Source organism: Citrobacter sp. Cb080 (assembly GCF_030334745.1).
In the GTDB taxonomy this organism is placed as follows: Bacteria; Pseudomonadota; Gammaproteobacteria; order Enterobacterales; family Enterobacteriaceae; genus Citrobacter; species Citrobacter braakii.
Genome location: NZ_JAOWDG010000055.1, coordinates 52,347 through 74,342, shown reverse-complemented (window position 1 = coordinate 74,342; position 21,996 = coordinate 52,347). Strand labels below are relative to the sequence as shown.

Annotated in this window: 19 protein-coding genes and 1 other RNA gene; 6 read left to right on the top strand and 14 right to left on the bottom strand. The window is 53.3% G+C overall.

Features of this window, described 5'->3' with window-relative positions:
* A non-coding RNA gene (locus tag OGV38_RS10145) (RtT sRNA) lies at nt 1–75 on the top strand; the annotation flags it as partial.
* A gap of 166 nt (nt 76–241) precedes the next feature.
* On the opposite strand, the gene narI is transcribed toward OGV38_RS10145, so the two are convergent.
* From narI to OGV38_RS10120, 5 genes are all read right to left on the bottom strand, one after another.
* Entirely contained in the window at nt 242–919 is a 678-nt protein-coding gene (gene narI, locus OGV38_RS10140) for a respiratory nitrate reductase subunit gamma (RefSeq protein WP_016153281.1), read from the bottom strand.
* Nucleotides 919–1,629, bottom strand: a complete 711-nt coding sequence (narJ, locus tag OGV38_RS10135) for a nitrate reductase molybdenum cofactor assembly chaperone (RefSeq protein WP_016153282.1) — start codon at nt 1,627–1,629, stop codon at nt 919–921. The genes narI and narJ overlap by 1 nt, the downstream gene beginning before the upstream one ends.
* Complete coding sequence (narH, locus tag OGV38_RS10130) at nt 1,626–3,164, bottom strand: nitrate reductase subunit beta (RefSeq protein WP_003833388.1); 1,539 nt, start codon at nt 3,162–3,164, stop codon at nt 1,626–1,628. The genes narJ and narH overlap by 4 nt, the downstream gene beginning before the upstream one ends.
* Complete coding sequence (locus OGV38_RS10125) at nt 3,161–6,904, bottom strand: nitrate reductase subunit alpha (RefSeq protein ID WP_286473256.1); 3,744 nt, start codon at nt 6,902–6,904, stop codon at nt 3,161–3,163. Before OGV38_RS10125 ends, narH begins: the two co-directional genes overlap by 4 nt.
* Nucleotides 6,905–7,300: 396 nt before the next feature.
* Nucleotides 7,301–8,692, bottom strand: coding sequence for a NarK family nitrate/nitrite MFS transporter (locus OGV38_RS10120; RefSeq protein ID WP_286473255.1), 1,392 nt, complete (start codon nt 8,690–8,692; stop codon nt 7,301–7,303).
* Between the two features lie 340 nt (nt 8,693–9,032).
* Here OGV38_RS10120 and narX point away from each other — a divergent pair, with 340 nt between their 5' ends.
* Nucleotides 9,033–10,829, top strand: coding sequence for a nitrate/nitrite two-component system sensor histidine kinase NarX (narX, locus tag OGV38_RS10115; protein WP_286473254.1), 1,797 nt, complete (start codon nt 9,033–9,035; stop codon nt 10,827–10,829).
* Nucleotides 10,822–11,472 carry a two-component system response regulator NarL gene (gene narL, locus OGV38_RS10110; RefSeq protein ID WP_003020756.1) on the top strand — a complete coding sequence of 217 codons (651 nt, stop codon included), beginning with the start codon at nt 10,822–10,824 and terminating at the stop codon, nt 11,470–11,472. Before narX ends, narL begins: the two co-directional genes overlap by 8 nt.
* A 21-nt stretch (nt 11,473–11,493) precedes the next feature.
* Here the strand turns inward: narL and OGV38_RS10105 are convergent, their stop codons facing one another.
* Nucleotides 11,494–12,879: a YchO/YchP family invasin gene (locus tag OGV38_RS10105; protein WP_269517231.1), complete on the bottom strand. Its 1,386-nt coding sequence runs from the start codon at nt 12,877–12,879 to the stop codon at nt 11,494–11,496.
* A gap of 175 nt (nt 12,880–13,054) precedes the next feature.
* On the opposite strand from OGV38_RS10105, the gene OGV38_RS10100 reads away from it, so the two are divergent.
* Entirely contained in the window at nt 13,055–13,408 is a 354-nt protein-coding gene (locus OGV38_RS10100; RefSeq protein WP_047415412.1) for a DsrE/DsrF/TusD sulfur relay family protein, read from the top strand.
* Between the two features lie 262 nt (nt 13,409–13,670).
* A complete protein-coding gene (locus OGV38_RS10095) occupies nt 13,671–13,916 on the top strand; it encodes a DUF1883 domain-containing protein (RefSeq protein WP_286473253.1) in 246 nt (81 codons plus the stop codon).
* 54 nt (nt 13,917–13,970) lie between these two features.
* On the opposite strand, the gene OGV38_RS10090 is transcribed toward OGV38_RS10095, so the two are convergent.
* Nucleotides 13,971–14,666, bottom strand: a complete 696-nt coding sequence (locus OGV38_RS10090) for a gamma-glutamylcyclotransferase (protein WP_016156738.1) — start codon at nt 14,664–14,666, stop codon at nt 13,971–13,973.
* 196 nt (nt 14,667–14,862) lie between these two features.
* A complete protein-coding gene (gene chaB / locus OGV38_RS10085) occupies nt 14,863–15,093 on the bottom strand; it encodes a putative cation transport regulator ChaB (protein WP_016153288.1) in 231 nt (76 codons plus the stop codon).
* 275 nt (nt 15,094–15,368) lie between these two features.
* Here chaB and chaA point away from each other — a divergent pair, with 275 nt between their 5' ends.
* The gene (chaA, locus tag OGV38_RS10080) at nt 15,369–16,469 is read left to right on the top strand and encodes a sodium-potassium/proton antiporter ChaA (RefSeq protein ID WP_016153289.1); all 1,101 of its coding nucleotides are present in this window, start codon (nt 15,369–15,371) and stop codon (nt 16,467–16,469) included.
* 152 nt (nt 16,470–16,621) lie between these two features.
* Here the strand turns inward: chaA and kdsA are convergent, their stop codons facing one another.
* From kdsA to hemA, 6 genes are read right to left on the bottom strand one after another with little or no spacing between them, the layout of a single operon-like run.
* The gene (kdsA, locus tag OGV38_RS10075) at nt 16,622–17,476 is read right to left on the bottom strand and encodes a 3-deoxy-8-phosphooctulonate synthase (protein ID WP_003020772.1); all 855 of its coding nucleotides are present in this window, start codon (nt 17,474–17,476) and stop codon (nt 16,622–16,624) included.
* A 35-nt stretch (nt 17,477–17,511) separates the two neighbouring features.
* The gene (gene sirB1 / locus OGV38_RS10070; RefSeq protein ID WP_003020775.1) at nt 17,512–18,321 is read right to left on the bottom strand and encodes an invasion regulator SirB1; all 810 of its coding nucleotides are present in this window, start codon (nt 18,319–18,321) and stop codon (nt 17,512–17,514) included.
* 2 nt (nt 18,322–18,323) lie between these two features.
* Nucleotides 18,324–18,716, bottom strand: coding sequence for an invasion regulator SirB2 (gene sirB2, locus OGV38_RS10065; protein WP_016153291.1), 393 nt, complete (start codon nt 18,714–18,716; stop codon nt 18,324–18,326).
* Entirely contained in the window at nt 18,713–19,546 is an 834-nt protein-coding gene (gene prmC, locus OGV38_RS10060; protein WP_137367333.1) for a peptide chain release factor N(5)-glutamine methyltransferase, read from the bottom strand. Before prmC ends, sirB2 begins: the two co-directional genes overlap by 4 nt.
* Nucleotides 19,546–20,628, bottom strand: a complete 1,083-nt coding sequence (gene prfA / locus OGV38_RS10055; protein ID WP_016153293.1) for a peptide chain release factor 1 — start codon at nt 20,626–20,628, stop codon at nt 19,546–19,548. The genes prmC and prfA overlap by 1 nt, the downstream gene beginning before the upstream one ends.
* Before the next feature lie 41 nt (nt 20,629–20,669).
* Nucleotides 20,670–21,926, bottom strand: coding sequence for a glutamyl-tRNA reductase (gene hemA / locus OGV38_RS10050; protein ID WP_016153294.1), 1,257 nt, complete (start codon nt 21,924–21,926; stop codon nt 20,670–20,672).
* Between the last annotated feature and the right edge of the window lie 70 nt (nt 21,927–21,996).

The following is a 21,996-nucleotide window of genomic DNA, read 5'->3' as shown; positions in this document are numbered from 1 at the left end:
GCGAGAAAGCGTTGCCGCAGGCAACGACCCGAAGGGCGAAGCGCACCGCGCTGAGTAATCCTTCCCCCACCACCATCACCCCATAAAGCACCAGCATCCCATCCATCTGTAATGCCCCATACCCGACCCTCGATCAAGCCTCAATTCGGGTCGGCAATTTACCTGATGCACAATGCTTATCCGGCAATTAGTCGTAAAAAAACCCCGCCGGAGCGGGGTTTTGTCTTACACAGATAACCGATTAATGACGCGCACGAACAATCTGGTATTTGCGCGTCAGATATTCGACCGGAACGCTCCAGATGTGCACCAGACGCGAGAACGGGAACAACAGGAACAGCGTCATACCCAGCACCAGGTGCATACGGAAAATGAACGCGACGCCATCCAGATATTGAGACGCACCACCCTGGAAGGTCACCACTGTCTGCGCCCAGTTCACCAGCTTCATCATCTCGCTGCCGTCCATATGCTGGGCGGAGAACGGAATGGTCAGCAGGCCCAGCGCACACTGGATCACCAGCAGGGAGAGGATCAGAATGTCCGCTCCGGTAGTGGTCGCCCGCACACGTGGGCTGAACAGGCGGCGTTTCAGCAGCAGAACGCCGCCAATCAAACACATCACACCACTGGCACCACCCGCGAACATCGCCATCTTTTGTTTCACTTCAAGCGGCAGCCACGCTTCATACATCCAGTGTGGTGTCAGCATGCCAAGGAAGTGCCCGGCAAAAATCCCCAGGATCCCGATGTGGAACAGGTTTGACGCCAGGTTCATCCCTTTGCGATCCAGCATCTGACTGGAAGCCGCGCGCCAGGTATACTGCCCATAGTCATAACGCAGCCAACTGCCAATCAGAAAGACAGAACCCGCGATGTATGGATAGATGTCAAAGAAGAACGTATTCAGGAAGTGCATTATTGCTGTCCTCCGGTGGTGATATTCAGATACTGCGGCGCAACAGCCCCGGCAAAACGACGCTGGTGAGCGGAAATTTCCGACTCACCACACCCCTGATCGGCGAAGAATTTCACCTGCTCTTCTTCCCAGACCGCATCCAGCGCTTGTGGGGTATCGTCACGCGCTTCATCTGCAATTTTTTCAGCCACTTTATCGCTGTCGATAACGGTATTCGCCAGTTTTAACAGCAGATCGAACAGCACCGCATAACGGCTTTCACGCTGTTGCAAGCGAGCGCTGAGCAGCGCCAGAATCGGCGCGATATCCTGTAACCCCCCTAATGCTTCGCTTTTCGGCAACTGCGCAAGGTATTCCAGATACAGCGGCAGATGATCGGGAAGTTCGCGGCTGTCGAGCTGCAGACCGTGCTGTTCATACTGCGCCATCAGGTCAACCATAGCCTGACCACGATCGCGGGACTCGCCGTGTACATGTTCAAACAGCAGCAACGAGGTGGCGCGGCCACGGTCAAACAGTTCGCTATAGCTTGCCTGCACATCCAGCATGTCCTGCGCGGTGAGATCGCGCAGGAAAATGCCCAGAGTCTGGGCATCCTCTTTATCCAGGTTCTCAGATGACGCGAGTGCATCGAAAAGTTCCTGCTGATGCTGCCACAAGGCAGCATCCGGGTACTCGAGCAGACGCGAAACAATGACAAGTTCAATCATTGGTGCGGCTCCGTTTTGCTGGTCACATCGACAGCGTCGATGCGGCGGCTGTTGAACAGATTGAATTTAGTATCAGAACCGTGGCAACCGTCACCGAAGGTAAAGCCACAACCGCTTTTCTCCGGGAACGCGTCACGCGCCAGTTCACGATGGCTGCTCGGTACCACGAAACGATCTTCGTAGTTAGCAATCGCCAGATAACGATACATTTCCTGTGCCTGCGCTTCGCTTAAGCCCACCTCTTCCAGCGCACGGGTATCAACTTTACCGTCAACGGTTTCCGCACGTTTGTAGTGACGCATCGCCAGCATACGTTTCAGCGCCAACAGTACCGGCTGAGTGTCGCCTGCGGTCAGCAGGTTCGCCAGGTACTGAACCGGGATACGCAGACTGTCAACGTCCGGCAGAATACCGTTGCTGCCCAGCTCGCCCGCATCGGCGGCAGACTGGATCGGTGACAAAGGCGGCACGTACCAGACCATCGGTAGCGTGCGGTATTCCGGATGCAGCGGCAGCGCCAGCTTCCAGTCCATCGCCATTTTGTAAACCGGCGACTGCTGTGCAGCATCAATGACGCTCAGCGGAATACCATCTTTCAGCGCTTGTTCAATAACAGCCGGATCGTTTGGATCGAGGAACACGTCCAGTTGACGCTGGTACAGATCTTTCTCGTGCTCCGTGCTTGCCGCACTTTCGATCGCATCTGCGTCATACAGCAGTACGCCGAGGTAACGAATACGGCCTACGCAGGTTTCGGAACAAACGGTCGGCTGACCGGCTTCGATACGCGGGTAGCAGAAAATGCACTTCTCAGATTTCCCGCTCTTCCAGTTGAAGTAGATCTTCTTATACGGGCAGCCAGTGATACACATACGCCAGCCGCGACATTTATCCTGGTCGATCAGCACGATGCCATCTTCTTCACGCTTGTAGATAGCGCCGCTTGGGCAGGTCGCCACGCACGCCGGGTTAAGGCAATGCTCACACAAACGCGGCAGATACATCATGAAGGTATTTTCGAACTGACCGTACATCGCCTTCTGCATGTTTTCGAAGTTCTGGTCTTTGGCGCGTTTTTCGAACTCGCCCCCCAGAATTTCTTCCCAGTTCGGACCGCTGGTGATTTTATCCATCCGCTGACCGGTGATCAGCGAACGCGGACGGGCAATCGGCTGCGCCTTACTGTCTGCTGGGGCGTTGTGCAACGTTTGGTAGTCAAAATCAAACGGCTCATAGTAATCATCCATGCCCGGCAGATGCGGGTTAGCAAAGATTTTACCCAGCAGCAGTGCTTTGTTACCCATGCGCGGCTGCAGCTTGCCATTGATTTTACGGATCCAACCGCCCTTCCATTTTTCCTGGTTTTCCCAGTCGTTCGGGAAGCCAACGCCAGGCTTACTTTCGACGTTGTTGAACCAGGCGTACTCCATACCTTCACGGCTGGTCCAGACGTTTTTGCAGGTCACTGAACAGGTGTGGCAGCCGATGCACTTATCGAGATTCAGCACCATGCCGACTTGTGAACGAATTTTCATTTTACGCTCTCCTGTACCTGGTCATTGCCTTCGCCATCCAACCAGTTAATGTTCTTCATCTTACGTACAACTACGAACTCATCGCGGTTTGAACCGACGGTACCGTAGTAGTTAAAGCCGTATGCCAGTTGCGCATAACCACCGATCATGTGAGTTGGTTTCGGCGTAATACGGGTTACCGAGTTGTGGATCCCGCCGCGCTGCTGGGTGATTTCAGAACCCGGCAGGTTAACAATACGTTCCTGCGCGTGGTACATCATGGTCATCCCGGCCGGCACACGCTGGCTGACAACTGCACGCGCCGTCAGCGCCCCGTTGCTGTTGAAGACTTCGATCCAGTCGTTATCTTCGATACCCAGATCCTTCGCATCAACTTCACTCATCCACACAATCGGACCACCGCGAGACAGCGTCAGCATCAGCAGGTTGTCGCTGTAGGTGGAGTGGAAACCCCATTTCTGGTGCGGCGTCAGGAAGTTGAGCGCTTTTTCCGGGTTACCGTTAGATTTCTCGCCGATCACCGCTTTCACCGAACGGGTGTCGATTGGCGGACGATACACCAGCAGGCTCTCACCGAAGTCACGCATCCACTGGTGATCCTGATACAACTGCTGGCGACCAGACAGCGTACGCCATGGGATCAGCTCATGAACGTTGGTATAACCGGCGTTATAAGACACATGTTCATCTTCCAGACCTGACCAGGTCGGACTGGAGATAATTTTGCGCGGCTGCGCCTGGATGTCGCGGAAACGAATTTTTTCGTCTTCTTTATTCAGCGCCAGATGCGTATGGTCACGACCGGTAAATTCACTCAGCGCCGCCCAGGCTTTAACGGCAACCTGACCGTTAGTTTCCGGAGCCAGCGTCAGGATCATCTCAGCAGCATCAATGGCGGTATCCAGCATCGGTTGGCCTTTCGCCGGACCGTCAGCCTTGGTGTAGTTGAGCTTACGCAGCAGATCCATTTCGCTCTGGGTGTTCCAGGCAATCCCTTTACCGCCGTTACCGATTTTTTCCATCAATGGACCGATGGAGGTGAAACGCTCGTACGTTGCCGGATAATCACGCTCAACGGTCATGATGTGCGGCGCCGTAACACCTGGAATCAGGTCGCATTCCCCTTTTTTCCAGTCCTTCACGTCCAGCGGCTGCGCCAGTTCAGCGGCGGAGTCGTGCTGTATCGGCAGCGTAACGACGTCGGTTTCTTTACCGAGGTGGCCCACACAAACTTCAGAGAATTTCTTGGCGATGGCTTTATAGATTTCCCAGTCGCTCTTCGATTCCCAGGCCGGGTCAACGGCCGCAGACAGAGGATGAATAAACGGATGCATATCCGAGGTATTCATGTCGTCTTTTTCATACCAGGTAGCGGTCGGCAGCACGATATCGGAATACAGACAGGTACTCGACAGGCGGAAGTCCAGCGTAACGACCAGATCCAGTTTGCCGTCCAGTCCGTTATCCTGCCATTCCACTTCTTCTGGCTTCACGCCGCTCTGCTGGCCGAGATCTTTGCCCTGAATACCATGTTCAGTACCCAGCAGATACTTGAGCATGTACTCGTGGCCTTTACCGGAAGAACCGAGCAGGTTTGAACGCCAGATAAACAGGTTACGCGGATGGTTTTTACCGTTTTCCGGCTGCTCTGCCGCAAAGCGAATAGAACCTTCTTTCAGGGATTTAACGGTGTAGTCCACCGGCGTCATACCTGCTTTCTGCGCTTCTTTCGCGATATACAGCGGGTTAGTCCCTAACTGCGGCGCAGACGGTAACCAGCCCATACGTTCAGCGCGAACGTTAAAGTCAATCAAATGACCGCTATAGCGGGATTTGTCTGCCATCGGGGACAGCAGTTCCTGCGCAGTCACCGTCTCATAGCGCCATTGGCTGGAGTGGTTATAGAAGTAGGAGGTGCTGTTCATATGACGAGGCGGACGCTGCCAGTCAAGAGCAAACGCCAGCGGCTGCCAGCCGGTTTGCGGACGCAGTTTTTCCTGCCCTACGTAGTGGGCCCAGCCGCCGCCGCTCTGGCCGATACAGCCACAGAACACCAGCATATTGATCAGGCCACGATAGTTCATATCGAGGTGGTACCAGTGGTTCAAACCGGCGCCGACGATAATCATCGAACGACCGTGCGTTTTATCTGCGTTATCCGCAAATTCACGGGCGATGCGTACAATCTGAGAACGTGATACGCCTGTAATTTTTTCTGCCCACGCTGGCGTGTACGCTTTCACGTCATCGTAGCTGGTCGCGCAGTTTTCATCGTTCAGACCACGTTCCAGGCCGTAGTTGGCCATAGTCAGATCGTAAACGGTGGTCACCAGCGCCGTCGATCCATCGGCCAGTTGCAGGCGTTTAACGGGCAATTTATGCAGCAGAATGTTTTCCAGTTCGACTTTACTGAAGTGCTCGGTGCCTTCGCCACCAAAGTACGGGAAGCCCACTTCAGCGATATCATCCTGGCTACCCAGCAGGCTGAGCTGCAGTTCGGTTTCATCACCGGACGTGCCGTCGCGCTGCTCAAGATTCCATTTGCCTTTTTCGCCCCAACGGAAACCAATTGAACCGTTTGGCGCAACCATTTCGCCGTTGCTGTTGATAGCGACAGTTTTCCATTCCGGGTTATTTTCCTGCCCCAGAGAGTCAACCAGATCCGCAGCACGCAGCATACGACCAGCAGCATAGTAGCCGTCGCGCTCTTCGAGCATCACCAGCATTGGCATGTCGGTATAACGACGAACGTAGTCGGTGAAATATTGGCTCGGGTTATCGAGGTGGAACTCGCGCAGCATGACATGACCCATCGCCATTGCCATCGCCGCATCGGTTCCCTGCTTCGGAGCCAGCCACAGGTCGCACAGTTTGGCGATTTCTGCGTAGTCCGGGGTAATTGCTACTGTTTTGGTGCCTTTATAACGAACTTCAGTAAAGAAGTGCGCATCCGGGGTACGGGTCTGCGGCACGTTAGAGCCCCATGCCAGAATGTAGCTGGAGTTATACCAGTCGGCAGATTCCGGTACGTCGGTCTGCTCGCCCCAGGTCTGCGGGGAAGCTGGCGGCAGGTCACAGTACCAGTCATAGAAGCTCAGGCAGGTCCCGCCAATCAGCGACATATAACGTGCGCCGGACGCATAAGAAACCATCGACATCGCCGGGATCGGCGAGAAGCCTGCGACGCGGTCAGGACCATAGGTTTTGATGGTGTAAACGTTAGATGCGGCAATCAGCTCATTCACTTCCTGCCAGGAAGAACGAACGAATCCACCACGACCACGCGCTTGTTTGAAGCTTTTCGCTTTATCGGCGTCTTCGATAATGGATGCCCATGCTTCTACCGGATCGCTGTGCAGTCTTTTTGCTTCACGCCACATCTTCATCAGACGTTTGCGCATCAGCGGGTATTTCAGACGGTTAGCGCTGTAGAGATACCATGAATAGCTTGCACCACGCGGGCAGCCGCGAGGCTCGTGGTTGGGCATATCTGGACGAGTGCGTGGGTAGTCAGTTTGCTGGGTTTCCCAGGTCACCAGACCATTTTTCACATAGATTTTCCAGCTGCATGAGCCAGTGCAGTTTACACCGTGGGTTGAACGCACGATTTTGTCATGCTGCCAACGCTGGCGGTATCCATCCTCCCAGTCCCTGTTGGTATTGAGAAGCTGGCCGTGCCCATCGGCAAAGGTTTCGCCCTTCTGCTTGAAGTAGCGAAACCGGTCCAGGAATTTACTCATCGGTTTTCTCCTGTAGGAGCCTGACGGCTCTCTGATAAATCGACATTGCTTGATTGAGAGCGAAGGTAACGCTCTGAAAGGGCGTGAGAATTGATAACGATCAAGGCAGGCAGGGATGAAAATTGAGGGTCGATTTTCACATACCCCCTTAGTGGGATATCGATAAATCAATCAACATATTGAATTTTATTGAGTTTTTTAAACTCACTTATCATACAAATGTTAAATTCTTTATAAGTGGGTATTAAGGGGTATCCCCCCTGTTTAGCATATTACGAGCACCGTTCTAACAGGCTGTTGTCGCGTCACAATATAAAAGTATGTTGTAACTAATGGCGGGCAAAAAAAAGCGCGGTCTAACACCGCGCAATGGATAATCAACAGTTACTACTTTTTTTACTTTTTAGAATGACGTCCGTACACCGCCCAGGTGATAACCACACAGGCGACATAGAAGATCAGGAATACTTTCATCGCATCGACCGGAGAGCCAGTTAATGCCAGGGACGTACCGAATGCTTTCGGGATAAAGAAGCCGCCGATCGCACCAATAGCTGAGATAAAGCCCAGCGCCGCCGCGGTGTCGGTCGCCGCCTCGCGCATCGCTTTCTCTTCTGAACCGCCTTCAGCTTTCACTCTGTCCATCGTCAGCTTGCGAAAGATAACGGAGATCATCTGGAAGGTTGAACCACTCCCCAGACCAGCCGTCAGGAACAGCGCCAGGAACACCGCAAAGAAGGCGATAAAGTTGCCACCGACACCGTTTGATGGCAGCGTCAGGAACAGTAAGGCACTGAAAATAGCCATCAGCACGAAGTTCACCAGCGTTACGCGGGTCCCCCCCAGCCGGTCAGAGATTGCGCCGCCTGCTGAACGAGCCAGAGCGCCAATTAACGGTCCAAAGAAGGCGTAATGCAGGATCTGTACCTCAGGAAACTGCGTTTTTGACAGCATCGCGAAACCGGCAGAGAAACCGATAAATGAACCGAAGGTTGCCAGATACAGCAGGCTCATAATCCACAGGTGCCCGCGTTTCAGCACCGGCAGTTGCTCTTTCAGCGAAGCTTTTGAGGTTGCCAGTTCATTCATACCAAACCATGCGGCCAGCGTTAATACAGCCAGGAACGGGACCCAAATCCATGCGGCGTTTGCCAGATACAGTTGCGTACCATCCGGTTGTTCAACACCCTGGCTGCCAAATGCGGCAAAGATTGACAGTGAAACCACCAGCGGAGCGACCAACTGCATCACGCTGACGCCCATGTTACCCAAACCACCGTTCAGACCCAGCGCGCCGCCCTGTTTCTGTTTTGGAAAGAAGAGGCTGATGTTTGCCATGCTGGAGGCAAAGTTCGCGCCGGCAAAACCGCACAACAGCGAGATAATGATAAAGGTACTAAATGGCGTGGAGGTATCCTGCACCGCAAAACCTAACCATACGCAAGGAATGATCAGGATACCGGTGCTGAACGCCGTCCAGCGACGTCCACCAAACAGGGGGACCATAAAGGAGTACGGTACACGCAGCAGCGCGCCGGACACCGAAGGTAATGCCGTCAGCATGAACAGTTGTTCAGTGGTGAAATCAAATCCGACTTTCGGTAAGTTCACCGCCACGGCGCTAAATAACATCCACACGCAAAACGCCAGCAGCAAGCAAGGGACGGAAATCCACAGGTTACGGCTGGCGATTCGATGACCACGCTGCTGCCAGAAGGCGGGATCTTCCGGCCGCCATTCAGTAATTACAGCTCCAGATGCCCTTTCCGGGGCAGATGAGTGACTCATAGACACCTCTGATACTTGTTTCGATGCCTGCCACATTAGGGTTTACAGCTGGAGGTAAGTTGATATAAATCAAAGGAAAAGGTGTCATTATTGATGTCTGAAATTTATCATCATCCTAAATGAGTACATAACTTCGGTAAAAAAGATGTGGTTTTTCACGCTTCTGTCGTCCCCTACTCCCCCTCGTTTAGGATCTCTCCCTCTGGCGGCAATTAAGGGGTAGCCCGTTTGAGGTATGGGTATACTCCGGTGTATCGCCGAGAATAACGCCACTGCCTGCAGCAGAATCGTCATTCAATAAGGTTTTCGGTTTTACGAAAACCCGAAGGAACAAGTCACCATGTTTAAACGTTGTCTTTCCCCGCTTACGCTGGTCAACCAGGTGGCGCTGATTGTTTTATTGTCTACTGCCATCGGCGTGGCGGGTATGGCAGTCTCTGGCTGGCTGGTTCAGGGCGTTCAGGGTAGCGCGCATGCAATCAACAAAGCGGGATCGCTGCGCATGCAAAGCTATCGCCTGCTGGCGGCCATACCGCTGGACGCCAACGATCAACCACTGCTGGATGAAATGGAGCAAACGGCGTTTAGCCCGGAATTGACGCGTGCCGCGCAGCGTGACGGACAACAGGCGCAGTTAAAAGCCTTACAGGATTACTGGCACACCAAACTGGTACCGGGGCTTGCGCATGCGCAAACGCCTGATGCGGTAGCGCAGGATGTCAGGCGCTTTGTGGGCGGACTGGATAAGCTGGTCACCGCCTTTGACCATACCACCGAATTACGCATTGAACGCGTCGTTCTGCTGCATCGCCTGATGGCCGTATTTATGGCGTTGCTGCTGGTCTTCACCATTATCTGGCTGCGCGTGCGCCTGTTACAGCCGTGGAAACAACTGCTGGCGATGGCGCGAGCCGTCAGTCAACGTGATTTTACCCAACGCGCACATATCAGTGGACGTAATGAGATGGCAGCGCTGGGCTCGGCGCTGAATAATATGTCGGAAGAACTGGCCGAAAGTTACGCGGTGCTGGAACAGCGGGTACAGGAGAAAACGGCGGGTCTGGAGCACAAAAATCAGATCCTCTCTTTCCTGTGGCAAGCCAACCGCCGCCTGCACTCTCAGGTGCCGTTGTGCGAACGCCTCTCTCCGGTACTGAACGGTCTGCAAAATTTGACCCTGCTGCATGATATTGAACTGCGGGTCTATGACCTGGAAGATGAAGATAATCATCAGGAATTTACCTGCCAGTCCAATGTCAGCTGTGATGAGAAAGGCTGCCATTTGTGTCCGCGCGGTACGCTACCCGCCATTGACGGCGGTATCACACTGAAATGGCGGCTAACCGACGCCCATACTCAGTATGGTATCCCGCTCGCGACTTTGCCGTACGGACGCCATCTCAGCCACGATCAGCAGCAACTGGTTGATACCCTGGTTGAGCAACTGACCGCAACGCTTGCACTCGACAGGCATCAGGAGCGTCAGCAGCAGTTGATCGTGATGGAAGAGCGTGCCACCATTGCGCGCGAACTTCATGATTCTATTGCACAATCGCTCTCCTGTATGAAGATGCAGGTGAGCTGTTTGCAGATGCAGGGCGATGCGCTTTCAGATAACTGCCGCGAGCTGCTCAGTCAGATTCGTAACGAGCTAAACGCTTCCTGGGCGCAACTGCGCGAGCTGTTAACGACCTTCCGTTTACAGCTGACGGAACCTGGGTTGAGACCGGCGCTGGAAGCCAGCTGTCAGGAATACAGCGCGCGTTTTGGCTTTACGGTTAAGCTGGATTATCAGCTGCCACCGCGTCTGGTCCCTTCGCATCAGGCGATTCACCTGCTACAAATTGCGCGCGAAGCCCTGAGCAACGCCCTCAAACACTCTCAGGCCGATGAAGTGGTCGTGACGGTGGTGCAAAATGGTAAGCAGGTCAAACTAACAGTGCAAGATAACGGCTGCGGCGTACCGGAAAACGCCGAACGCAGTAACCACTACGGCATGATAATCATGCGCGACCGTGCGCAGAGCTTGCGCGGCGATTGCCGTGTACGCCGTCGCGAGACAGGCGGTACTGAAGTTGCTGTCACTTTTATTCCCGAAACAAACTTCACAGAAGTCCAAGGAGATACCCATGAGTAATCTGGAACCGGCAACCATCCTGTTGATCGACGATCATCCGATGCTGCGAACCGGTGTAAAACAGCTTGTCAGCATGGCGCCCGATATCACCGTTGTCGGCGAAGCCAGCAATGGTGAGCAGGGTATCGAGCTGGCAGAATCCCTTGATCCCGATCTGATCCTTCTTGATCTCAACATGCCCGGCATGAACGGTCTGGAAACACTCGACAAGCTGCGTGAGAAATCACTGTCAGGCCGTATCGTCGTGTTTAGCGTATCCAACCATGAAGAAGACGTGGTTACTGCACTGAAGCGCGGTGCCGACGGTTATCTACTGAAAGATATGGAGCCGGAAGATTTGCTGAAAGCATTGCAGCAAGCGGCTGCCGGTGAAATGGTGCTGAGCGAAGCCTTAACGCCGGTTCTGGCCGCCAGCCTACGCGCCAATCGCGCAACGTCCGACCGTGATGTTACCCAACTGACGCCGCGCGAACGCGATATTCTTAAGCTCATCGCCCAGGGCCTGCCTAACAAGATGATCGCTCGCCGCCTGGACATCACCGAAAGCACGGTAAAAGTTCACGTGAAGCATATGCTGAAGAAAATGAAGCTCAAATCACGTGTTGAAGCCGCGGTATGGGTGCACCAGGAACGTATTTTCTGATAACGCGCGCATGCGTCATTGTTAACGAGGATCATTTTCCGAAACGGTAGTAAACGGTTCGGTCAGTGATAGCGTGATCTCATTGGAAGAGACACGCTGGCCCTGCTCATCTTCTACCACCACAGACAACCGCCAGCGGTTCGTCGCACCTTCTCTGCTGTCCCACTTCGGCATAATAATCGTCCAGCCCTGCGCGCTTCGGTTATTGCTGCCAGCCGTTAAGCTCAACGCCTGAGTATCGCCCTGCCACGTCAGGTGGCGGATCCCATGCAAACTACGCACCTGCAGCTTCAGCGCCACCGTCTCTCCCGGTTTGAGATCCCAGGCTGGCGTGGCCAAAAATACCGACAGCGTTTTACGCTGGCGATACTCCAGCGTCGGCAAATTGTTACGCTGCGGATCGTCATAACGACTGCCGCGCAGTGAACGGCTGTTCGCCACCTCACTGACCATCAACTGTTTTTTTAACGGCACGCCAAAACGGTAACTAAGCGTTAAGCCGAGGTTATTCTGGCTGATGCCGCTTTCCCCCTGCTTATGCTGCGCTGTCACCGTGATTAGCGGCACCGGTGTATAGCTCAGCCCGAGGTTCACCGCCACCGGATTGTGATACCCGGTTCCCGAATGAAATAGATCCACCCGGTCGCCAAAATACTGTTCCACGCTGACGCTGGTATTGAGGTGTTGATAGAACGGCATCCGCATTTGCGCAGTCAGATCGTAGCCGCGGGCCATCCGTTGTTGCTGGGTTGCAAAACGATCCTGCCAGGAAGACAACGGTTGATAATAGTTAGCGGATAAGCGCAAATATTCGCCCCATGCCTCCGCGCCGAGGCCTCCGCGGGGCAGATTTTCATCCAGTAAGTTGTCATAAAAGGTGTTGTAACCCAGTAACCAACCGTCGCGTACCCAACGTTGCCCAATCCCCGCATTACTGACTAAGCCGTCGTCCTGTTGCGTCACTCCTAGCTGGCTCCAGGTAAGATAACGTTGGTTGTCCTGCCACGGCACAAACCAGCTTCCCCGACTCCCGGTAAAACTGCCTTCGTTATCAACCTGCAACCCGATACTGGCATTTCCCCAGGGAGAGAGCCAGGACTCCAGTTGCTGATTCACCTGTTCGCTGACCGTATCACGCACCTGGCCAAACGCGAACTGCTTCGCCTGTTCACCGGTATCAAGCCCGTTATCAGTCATGCTGGCTTCACCAAACGCTTTGACCATTTCGGCAAAATGCTTTTCGCCTGCCCGCGACTCCGGGGCCATGCCAAGATCGGGCAAGCCATCACTATTGTTATCGAAAGGGTTTTCAGCCTGGTGCACAAAGGACGACTGCGCGTTAGCAGTACCGCCTGCCAGCGGCAAGAGTGCGAATACAGCAAGAGAAGAACAGATAATACGGCTCAAATCGTTAGTGGTTTCTTACATCAATTAGCCACAGTGGCATACTTATCTTAAACCATAACGTTTTCAGCGTTGATTTTCAGCCCCTCCCCCTTTTTTCGGCATTATCCTGGCATTGAGAAATAGGTGTAACATACGTGTCGGTTATTAACGCTTACATGCAGTAACAGGAGTAAAAATGCAAAAGATAGTGATCGTCGCAAACGGAGCGGCTTATGGAAGCGAATCGTTATTTAACAGCCTGCGTCTGGCTATCGCCCTGCGCGAACAAGAAGCCGCTCTCGACCTGCGTCTGTTTTTAATGTCTGATGCCGTAACCGCAGGATTACGTGGTCAGAAACCCGCGGAAGGCTACAATATTCAGCAAATGCTGGAGATCCTGACAGCGCAAAATGTTCCGGTAAAACTATGCAAAACCTGCACCGATGGTCGTGGGGTCACGGCGCTGCCGTTAATTGACGGAGTGGCCGTCGGCACGCTGGTAGAACTGGCTCAATGGACGCTGGCTGCAGATAAAGTGTTGACCTTCTGATATACCGTTTTCAGGCAAGCGCACTGAAAGTGTCGATAATTTCCGGATTTAATATTTGATGGGCGCGGTTTCGTTGAACGTTAGCACGCCCGTTCAACCCTTTTGAGGTGTTTTGTCACTTTTGTTTAATCGTTATGCCATTTTTTGATCAAAATCAGCATCCTGTTGCTCCCCCTTTGGTGTTATGCAATGAGTGAAATGTGAACAACATCACGCAGCACTTTCGACAGAAAGTACGTTGTTTTCAAGAACGGGGTGAAAAATGGCATTAGTGAAGGCAAGTTTAAAGTTATTTGGTGGCGATACGGTGGTTGTGCGCTGTTCCGAGCGCTGTCACATCCATCTGATGAGCGAAATAAATCACGTCAAAGACACGCAGTCCGACATCTTAAGCGTGCAGGATCGTGATAACGCATGGTTGACCGTGCCCTATACCGGCGTCTGGAACGTGCTGATCGACAGCCACAGTCAGTCGCTTGAGCATTCGATAAGTTATATTGCAGCCTAAGCGTGACATGCCCGAAAAGCGCCTGGCTTTCGGGCATACAATTCCACGCCGGGTTCAGGCAAACCCTGGCCGCATAACGCCTTCTGGCAGGTTCTCTCCCAACAATCGTTTGACCGTGATCACCAGATCATTAAGACAATCATCCTGCATCCCCAGCTTGACCAGCTCTTGTTCCAGCGAGAACAGATACTGGGCATTGGTGCCTAAAGGTCCGCTGGCCGCGGCGATAAGCGGCGCGATCACCTGCGCGCGCGTGTCTGACTCAAACAGCGGATGGCGCGGATCCATAATAAACACCAGCGCGTTCACCGTACGGCCGTCATCAAGCGCCAGCTGGCACCAGGTCGGCAGATAGCATCCGGTGATCATTTCTCGCTTCCACAACAGAGAAAGCTCTTGTTCCAGCGACGCGTCCGGCAAGCGGTAGGCCACACCGGTGGTACGTCCGCCCTCTTTCAGGGCCAGCATGCGGCCTGGCTGACACGCCGTTCCTCGCCCCGCCGTCAGGCGCAGACAAAATGCACGGTGCCAGCCGACTAATGTGCCGGTACAGGACTCTTCAAACTCTAAGGCCGGGTTCCACATCAACGATCCATAACCGAAGATCCACACCGGTCCATCATCTGGTCGACAAGCGAGCGTGGCGGCCAGTGAGGCTGCACGTTGTTCCGCTGACCAGAGTAGTGATTCTTCAATAGCACCAAATGCCGTCTTACAGTCGGCATTCAATAAAAAATCACGCGTTAACACCTTACACCTCCGCCACTGCTGCTTCCCTGCGACAACTTTTTTGACGCCTTCCGGGCTTTTTTACTGCTCATTTTGAAACCAATAGCTGGACAATAGGCAATTCACCGCTCGCTTGCAAGCCAGTAACCGCGCGGCGTAGCACGATTCGCTAACGCCTGATGCAAGCGAGTTTATAAAGGCATTATAATTGATACTGTTACGTCTTTTTATGCCATTTACCATCATCACCTTTTTGGTAATCATTTTTAACCGCGGCCCACGCCACCTTATGTGCCGTCTCTTCTCGGGTGGCATCGTCACGGCGGTCAGATTTGTCTTTATACTGTTCCCAGGCGCTGTTGAAAGCTTCTTTATAAATGTCCTGAGCATGGGCTGGCAGAACGTGCTGCACGCTGTCAGGCAGATCGCTTTTAGATTTATAGGGCATTGTGAACTCCTCTTTTTAGGCTAAACCTTAAGTGTGGTTAACAATGCGGCGAGACGCCAATAATGGACATTTTTAGAAATTTTCTTTACCTAACCTTCTGTTAATTAAACAGTCTATAAACAAGAAATTGGTTTTTGGCCGCTTTGAGAGGGAAAACAGGTGATGTAGTAAAATTTCGTAAAATGTCACCTACAAAACCACGTTTTCTGTTATTTTTTACATTCTTTAATACTTTTTATAATTATAAATACCTGCAGAGATGGAGAATTAATGCAATGACACAAGCACATGAGGCGGTAAAAACCCGCCACAAGGAGACCTCTCTCGTCTTCCCGATTTTGGCGCTGGTAGTCCTGTTCTTCTGGGGGAGCAGTCAGTCACTACCAGTGGTCATCGGTATTAATGCGCTGGCCCTTATTGGTATATTAAGCAGCGCATTCAGCGTTGTCCGTCATGCGGACGTATTAGCGCATCGACTTGGCGAACCCTACGGGTCGCTGATCCTCAGTTTGTCCGTTGTTATTCTTGAAGTCAGCTTAATCTCCGCATTAATGGCAACCGGCGATGCCGCACCTACGCTCATGCGCGATACGCTGTATTCAATCATTATGATCGTAACCGGGGGGCTGGTCGGTTTTTCATTACTATTAGGTGGCCGTAAATTTGCCACTCAGTATATGAACCTATTTGGTATTAAGCAGTATTTAATCGCCCTGTTCCCACTGGCCATTATTGTACTGGTATTCCCGATGGCGTTGCCGGGGGCAAATTTCACTACCGCGCAGGCGCTGTTGGTGGCGTTAATTTCTGCGGCGATGTACGGCGTATTTTTGCTGATCCAAACTAAAACGCACCAAAGTCTGTTCATTTACGAGCATGAAGACGAGGGTGACGACGATGACCCGCATCACGGTAAGCCGTCAGCGCACAGCAATCTGTGGCACGCCGCCTGGCTTATCATTCATCTGATCGCTGTTATTGCCGTGACCAAGATGAACGCCAGCCCGCTTGAGACCTTGCTGACTGAACTGAATGCGCCAGTCGCATTTACGGGTTTCCTGGTCGCGTTACTGATCCTCTCGCCTGAAGGACTGGGCGCACTGAAAGCGGTTCTGAGCAATCAGGTACAGCGGGCAATGAATTTATTCTTCGGTTCGGTGTTAGCCACAATTTCGCTGACCGTACCGGTGGTGACGCTGATTGCATGGGCAACCGGGAATGATTTGATGTTTGCGCTGGGAGCGCCAGAGATGATTGTGATGGTTTCATCACTGGTTCTGTGTCAGATCTCTTTCTCCACCGGCCGTACCAATGTGCTTAACGGTGCAGCGCATCTGGCACTGTTTATCGCCTATCTGATGACAATATTTGCCTGATTATTATTTTAGACGTACCGCACGGTCCTCTTCAGGGCCGTTTTCTTTTCTGCCGATATAACACAATCGATGGCGCGTCTGGTGCCTGACGGCGACCTTGACACCCTTTTCAAATAGCAGGCCGGAGGGAAATTCCGGCCTGTCACACTCTCTTAGTTCTCGGTATCCAGCTCGTCGAAGCTTTTCACCAGGTCATCAATCGCTTTAATCTGCGTCAGGAACTGTTCCAGCTTCGCCAGCGGCAACGCGGATGGGCCATCGCATTTCGCATTGGCTGGATCCGGATGCGCTTCAATAAACAGACCTGCCAGACCAACCGCCATACCGGCACGCGCCAGTTCGGTAACCTGCGCACGACGACCGCCGCTTGCTGCGCCAAACGGATCGCGGCACTGCAGCGCATGGGTAACGTCAAAAATCACCGGTGAGTTGCCGGAGACTTTCTTCATCACGCTGAAGCCCAGCATGTCCACAACCAGATTGTCATAACCAAAGTTCGCACCACGGTCACACAGAATAACCTTATCGTTGCCGCCTTCATGGAATTTATCCACGATATTGCCCATCTGGCCCGGGCTTACAAACTGCGGTTTCTTCACGTTGATAACGGCACCGGTTTTCGCCATTGCTTCCACCAGATCGGTCTGACGAGCGAGGAATGCCGGAAGCTGAATCACATCCACCACATCAGCAACAGGCTGTGCCTGGCTGGCTTCGTGAACGTCGGTGATCACTTTTACGCCAAAAGTCTGCTTCAGTTCCTGGAAGATTTTCATCCCTTCTTCAAGGCCCGGTCCACGGTAAGAGTGGATGGAAGAACGGTTGGCTTTATCAAAGGAGGCTTTGAACACGTAAGGGATACCCAGCTTTTGAGTAACGGTTACGTAGTGCTCACAAATGCGCATCGCCAGATCGCGGGATTCCAGCACGTTCATTCCGCCAAACAGCACGAACGGCAGGTCATTTGCCACGTTGATGTCGCCAATGCTAACCACTTTTTGTTTCATAGGATCGCCTTAAACGGTAGGTAAAGTGTCATTAATCAATGCAATACAATTTGTTTGTGCGAAATAGTATTAATCTGCGCACGAATCATTTCGCTGATCGGGTCTTCCGGACACTGTTCAACGAAATAACTTAAATCTGTCAGCGCAACATGTTCGCACTCGAGTTGCGCGTATATTAAACCACGATCGCGAATTTCATACGGATCTTCAGGATTAAACTGCAATAGTGCTTCACTGGCACGCAGCGCCAGCTCCATTTGCCGCTCTTCCATCAGTGATGATTTCAGCGTGTCGAGCAGTTTGCGGATCACTTCCGCGTTATCCGCCTCATCCAGGTCTTCGTTAAACAGCTCCGCGACCGGGCTGATATTCCCCTTCAACCACACTTCCAGCGTGTGCTCATTTAACGTTTCGCCATTGAATGGATTGATTAGCCACATTTCGCCATCGAGCGACTCAATACGAAGGATCAGTTGCGTCGGGAAAATCACCGGTACCAGCGGCAGCTCCAGTCTGTTGGCAATCCACAATAAGATCGCCCCCAGCGACACGGCGCTGCCCTGCCGATTTTTCAGTACCTGGTCAAGCCAGAGTGCATCAGAAAGACGATAGACGCCGTGGGTATCCGTAAATCCCCATTCGCCGTAAAAAAGTGCCAGCAGTTTTTCCAGTTGCTCATCCTGAGACAGGAGCTGGCTAATTTCTTCTTGCGCCAGACTGACCAGACGTTCCAGTTCGTCGTAGACAGTTTGTGTTGGAAAATCCAGACGGATAGACTCCGACGCCAGGATCATCCCATCACACAATGGCGCTTTATTAAATTCGAAATCAGCTAACGACCTCATGCTTACCCCAGTAACGGTATTTTTGTGGTGGCGAGTTTAATGATGATGTACAGCACCACCAGCGCCAGCGGAAATGCGACTAATCGCGCCTGCTGACTGCGCGCCCGACGATAATCGAGCGCAATAAAACCCAAAACGATGTAAATGATAACCCCAAACAGCTTTTCAGTCAGCCATGTCCCGTGCTCAGTGAATGGCAGGATGTGCGCTTTAACCATTAGCGCCACGCCGCTGAGTAATAAAACGGTATCCACAACCGGTGGCACAATGCGCGTCCAGCGTGCGCAGGCAAGACGCGAGTCGGTGTAACGCCACCAAAAACGCAGCGTCAGCAAACCAACGGAAAGCGCAATACTGATGAGATGAATGTTGAGTAACACACTGAAGGTACTCATGTTGGGATGCGTCCAAGCGTAATTCGCTCATTGCCGCCATAATCACGGCAGGTTTCAACCGCCTGGTAACCCGTACGAGTAAAGACGTCCCGGACGGCCTGCCCCTGCTGCCAGCCATGTTCCAGCAACAGATAGCCGCCAGGCGTTAACACGCGCTGAGACTGGTCAATGATATGCACAATATCCGCCAGTCCCCGATCGCCCGCCACCAGTGCCGACAGAGGTTCAAAGCGTACATCGCCTTGCGCCAGGTGCGGATCCTGTTCGTCGATATACGGCGGATTGCTGACAATCATGTCAAACTGTTGTCCCTGCAAAGCGCTGAACCAGTTGCTTTGCAGCACGCAAACATTGTCGATGCCCAGATGCTGTTTGTTGCGAGCGGCCAGCGCAACAGCATCCGGCATGCGGTCAACCGCCGTTACCGCGCAATCCGGACGCTCGGTTGCCAGTGCCAGCGCAATGGCGCCCGTACCGGTTCCCAAATCGAGAATGCGGCACGCTGACGCCGGCAGGCGAGCCAGCGCCTGTTCCACCAGACACTCAGTATCCGGACGAGGGATAAGCGTAGCCGGAGACACAAACAGCGGCAGCGACCAGAACTCCCGCACGCCGGTTAAATGCGCCACCGGCTCACCCCGCTGACGGCGCTCCAGTAATGTGTCGAGCTGTTGACGCTGCGCCTCGGTTAATACCGTTTCACCGAAAGCCAAAATAAAGGTGCGTCCCTTACCGGTAACAAACTCGAGCAAAATCTCGGCGTCACGGCGCGGGCTTTCACTTGCCTGTAATTGGCTTATCGCTTCACGCAGCCAGTGCTGATAATCCATTAATCCTGCTCGGACAACGCCGCCAGTTGGTCGGCCTGGTATTCCTGGACAATTGGCTCAATGAGCATATCCAGTTTGCCTTCCATCGCTTCATCTAGACGGTAGAGCGTCAGGTTAATGCGGTGATCGGTCACGCGACCCTGCGGGAAGTTATAGGTACGGTTGCGATCGCTGCGATCGCCACTGCCCAACAGATTGCGACGCTCAGAGGCTTCGGCCTGTTGACGTCTTGCCACTTCGGCGGCACGAATTCGCGCCCCCAGCACCGACATCGCTTTCGCTTTGTTTTTATGCTGCGAACGTTCGTCCTGGCATTCCACTACGATACCGGTCGGCAAGTGGGTAATACGGATTGCGGAGTCGGTGGTGTTAACGTGCTGACCCCCTGCGCCTGATGAGCGGAAGGTATCAATACGCAGATCGGCCGGGTTGATGTCCGGCAGTTCGGCATCTGGTAGTTCCGGCATGACCGCGACCGTACAGGCCGAGGTGTGAATACGGCCCTGTGACTCCGTCGCAGGTACGCGTTGCACACGATGCCCACCGGACTCAAATTTCAGTCGACCGTACACGCCTTCGCCGCTAATTTTAGCAATGACTTCTTTAAACCCGCCATGTTCGCCTTCGCTGGCGCTCATGATCTCTACCCGCCAGCGACGCGATTCAGCGTAACGGCTGTACATGCGGAACAGATCGCCGGCAAACAGCGCGGCCTCATCACCACCGGTTCCCGCACGCACTTCGAGGAAGGCGTTACGTTCGTCATCAGGATCTTTAGGCAACAGCAGAACCTGCAGATGTTGCTCCAACTGCTCGCATTTATCTTTTGCTTCACGCAGTTCATCCTGCGCCATTTCACGCATTTCAGGATCGTCGAGCATCATCTGAGCCGTCTCGATATCTTCCTGAACCTGTTGCCAGTCCGTAAAACAGCGAGATACATCGCTTAATTGCGCATATTCGCGCGACAGTGCACGAAAGCGTTCCTGGTCTGCGATAGTACCCGCATCCCCGAGCAGCGCCTGAACTTCTTCATGGCGTTCATGCAGGGCTTCCAGTTTGGCAACGATAGAAGGCTTCATAGGCGTAAATGCACCCTGTAAAAAATAAGATTGGTGTGCTGCTACTCCAGCCCGAGGCTGTCGCGCAGAATATTCAGGCGTTCACTATCCCCGTCACGGGCGGCCTGTTGAAGTGATTTGGTTGGTGCATGGATCAAGCGGTTGGTCAGTTTCCAGGCCAGATCCTGCATAATGGCTTGCGCATCACCACCCTGTTGAAGAGCAGCCAACGCTTTGGCAGTCAGTTCATCACGGATCTGTTCTGACTGACTGCGATACTCGCGGATAGTTTCACTTGCGCCCTGAGCGCGTAGCCAGGCCATAAATTCGCTGGTTTCCTGCGCCACAATGGTTTCGGCTTCCACGGCCGCCGCTTTGCGCTGGGCCAGGTTATGCGAAATGATGCTTTGCAGGTCGTCAACGCTGTACAGATAGGCGTTGGACAACTTACCCACTTCCGGCTCGACATCGCGCGGTACGGCGATATCCACCAGCAGCATAGGTTGATTACGGCGATTCTTAAGCGCGCGCTCCACCATTCCTTTGCCGATAATCGGCAGCGGGCTGGCGGTAGAACTGATAATAATATCGGCATCCTGTAAACGCGCGTCGATATCACTCAGCGAAATCACTTCGGCGCCGACTTCATCCGCCAGCACTTGCGCCCGCTCGCGGGTACGGTTGGCGATGATCATCTTCTTCACTTGATGCTCACGCAGGTGTCGCGCCACCAGCTCAATGGTTTCGCCTGCTCCCACTAACAGCACGGTCACCGTGGAGAGCGATTCAAATATCTGCCGCGCCAGCGTACAGGCGGCAAAAGCTACGGACACGGCGCTGGCACCGATGTCTGTTTCTGTACGTACACGTTTAGCGACAGAGAATGATTTCTGGAACATGCGCTCCAGCGCACTGGCGTTCAGGTGACCTTTTTGCGAATCCGCAAAAGCTTTTTTCACCTGCCCCAGAATCTGCGGTTCACCAAGCACCAGCGAATCCAGACCGCTGGCAACACGCATCAAATGACTGACGGCGTCGTTGTCCTGGTGCCAGTACAGGCTATTGCGCAAGTCTTCTTCATTAAGATTATGGTAATCGCACAGCCAGCGAACCAGCGCTTCTTGCAGGTTATCCTGCTCTTCAACGCTGAGATACAGTTCCGTACGGTTACACGTCGACAGCACCACCCCGCCCTGCACCATTGGCTGCGCAAGCAGGCTGTCCAGCGCCTGATCGAGCGTATCCGGCGAAAACGTTACGCGTTCTCGCAGCGATACAGGTGCCGTTTTATGGTTAATACCAAGCGCTAAAAGGGTCATGTGTGCGGGAATAGTACCAGCGTTGATAAGGTTAGACTGGGTGCATCATACAGGATGCGTGCGGTCAATA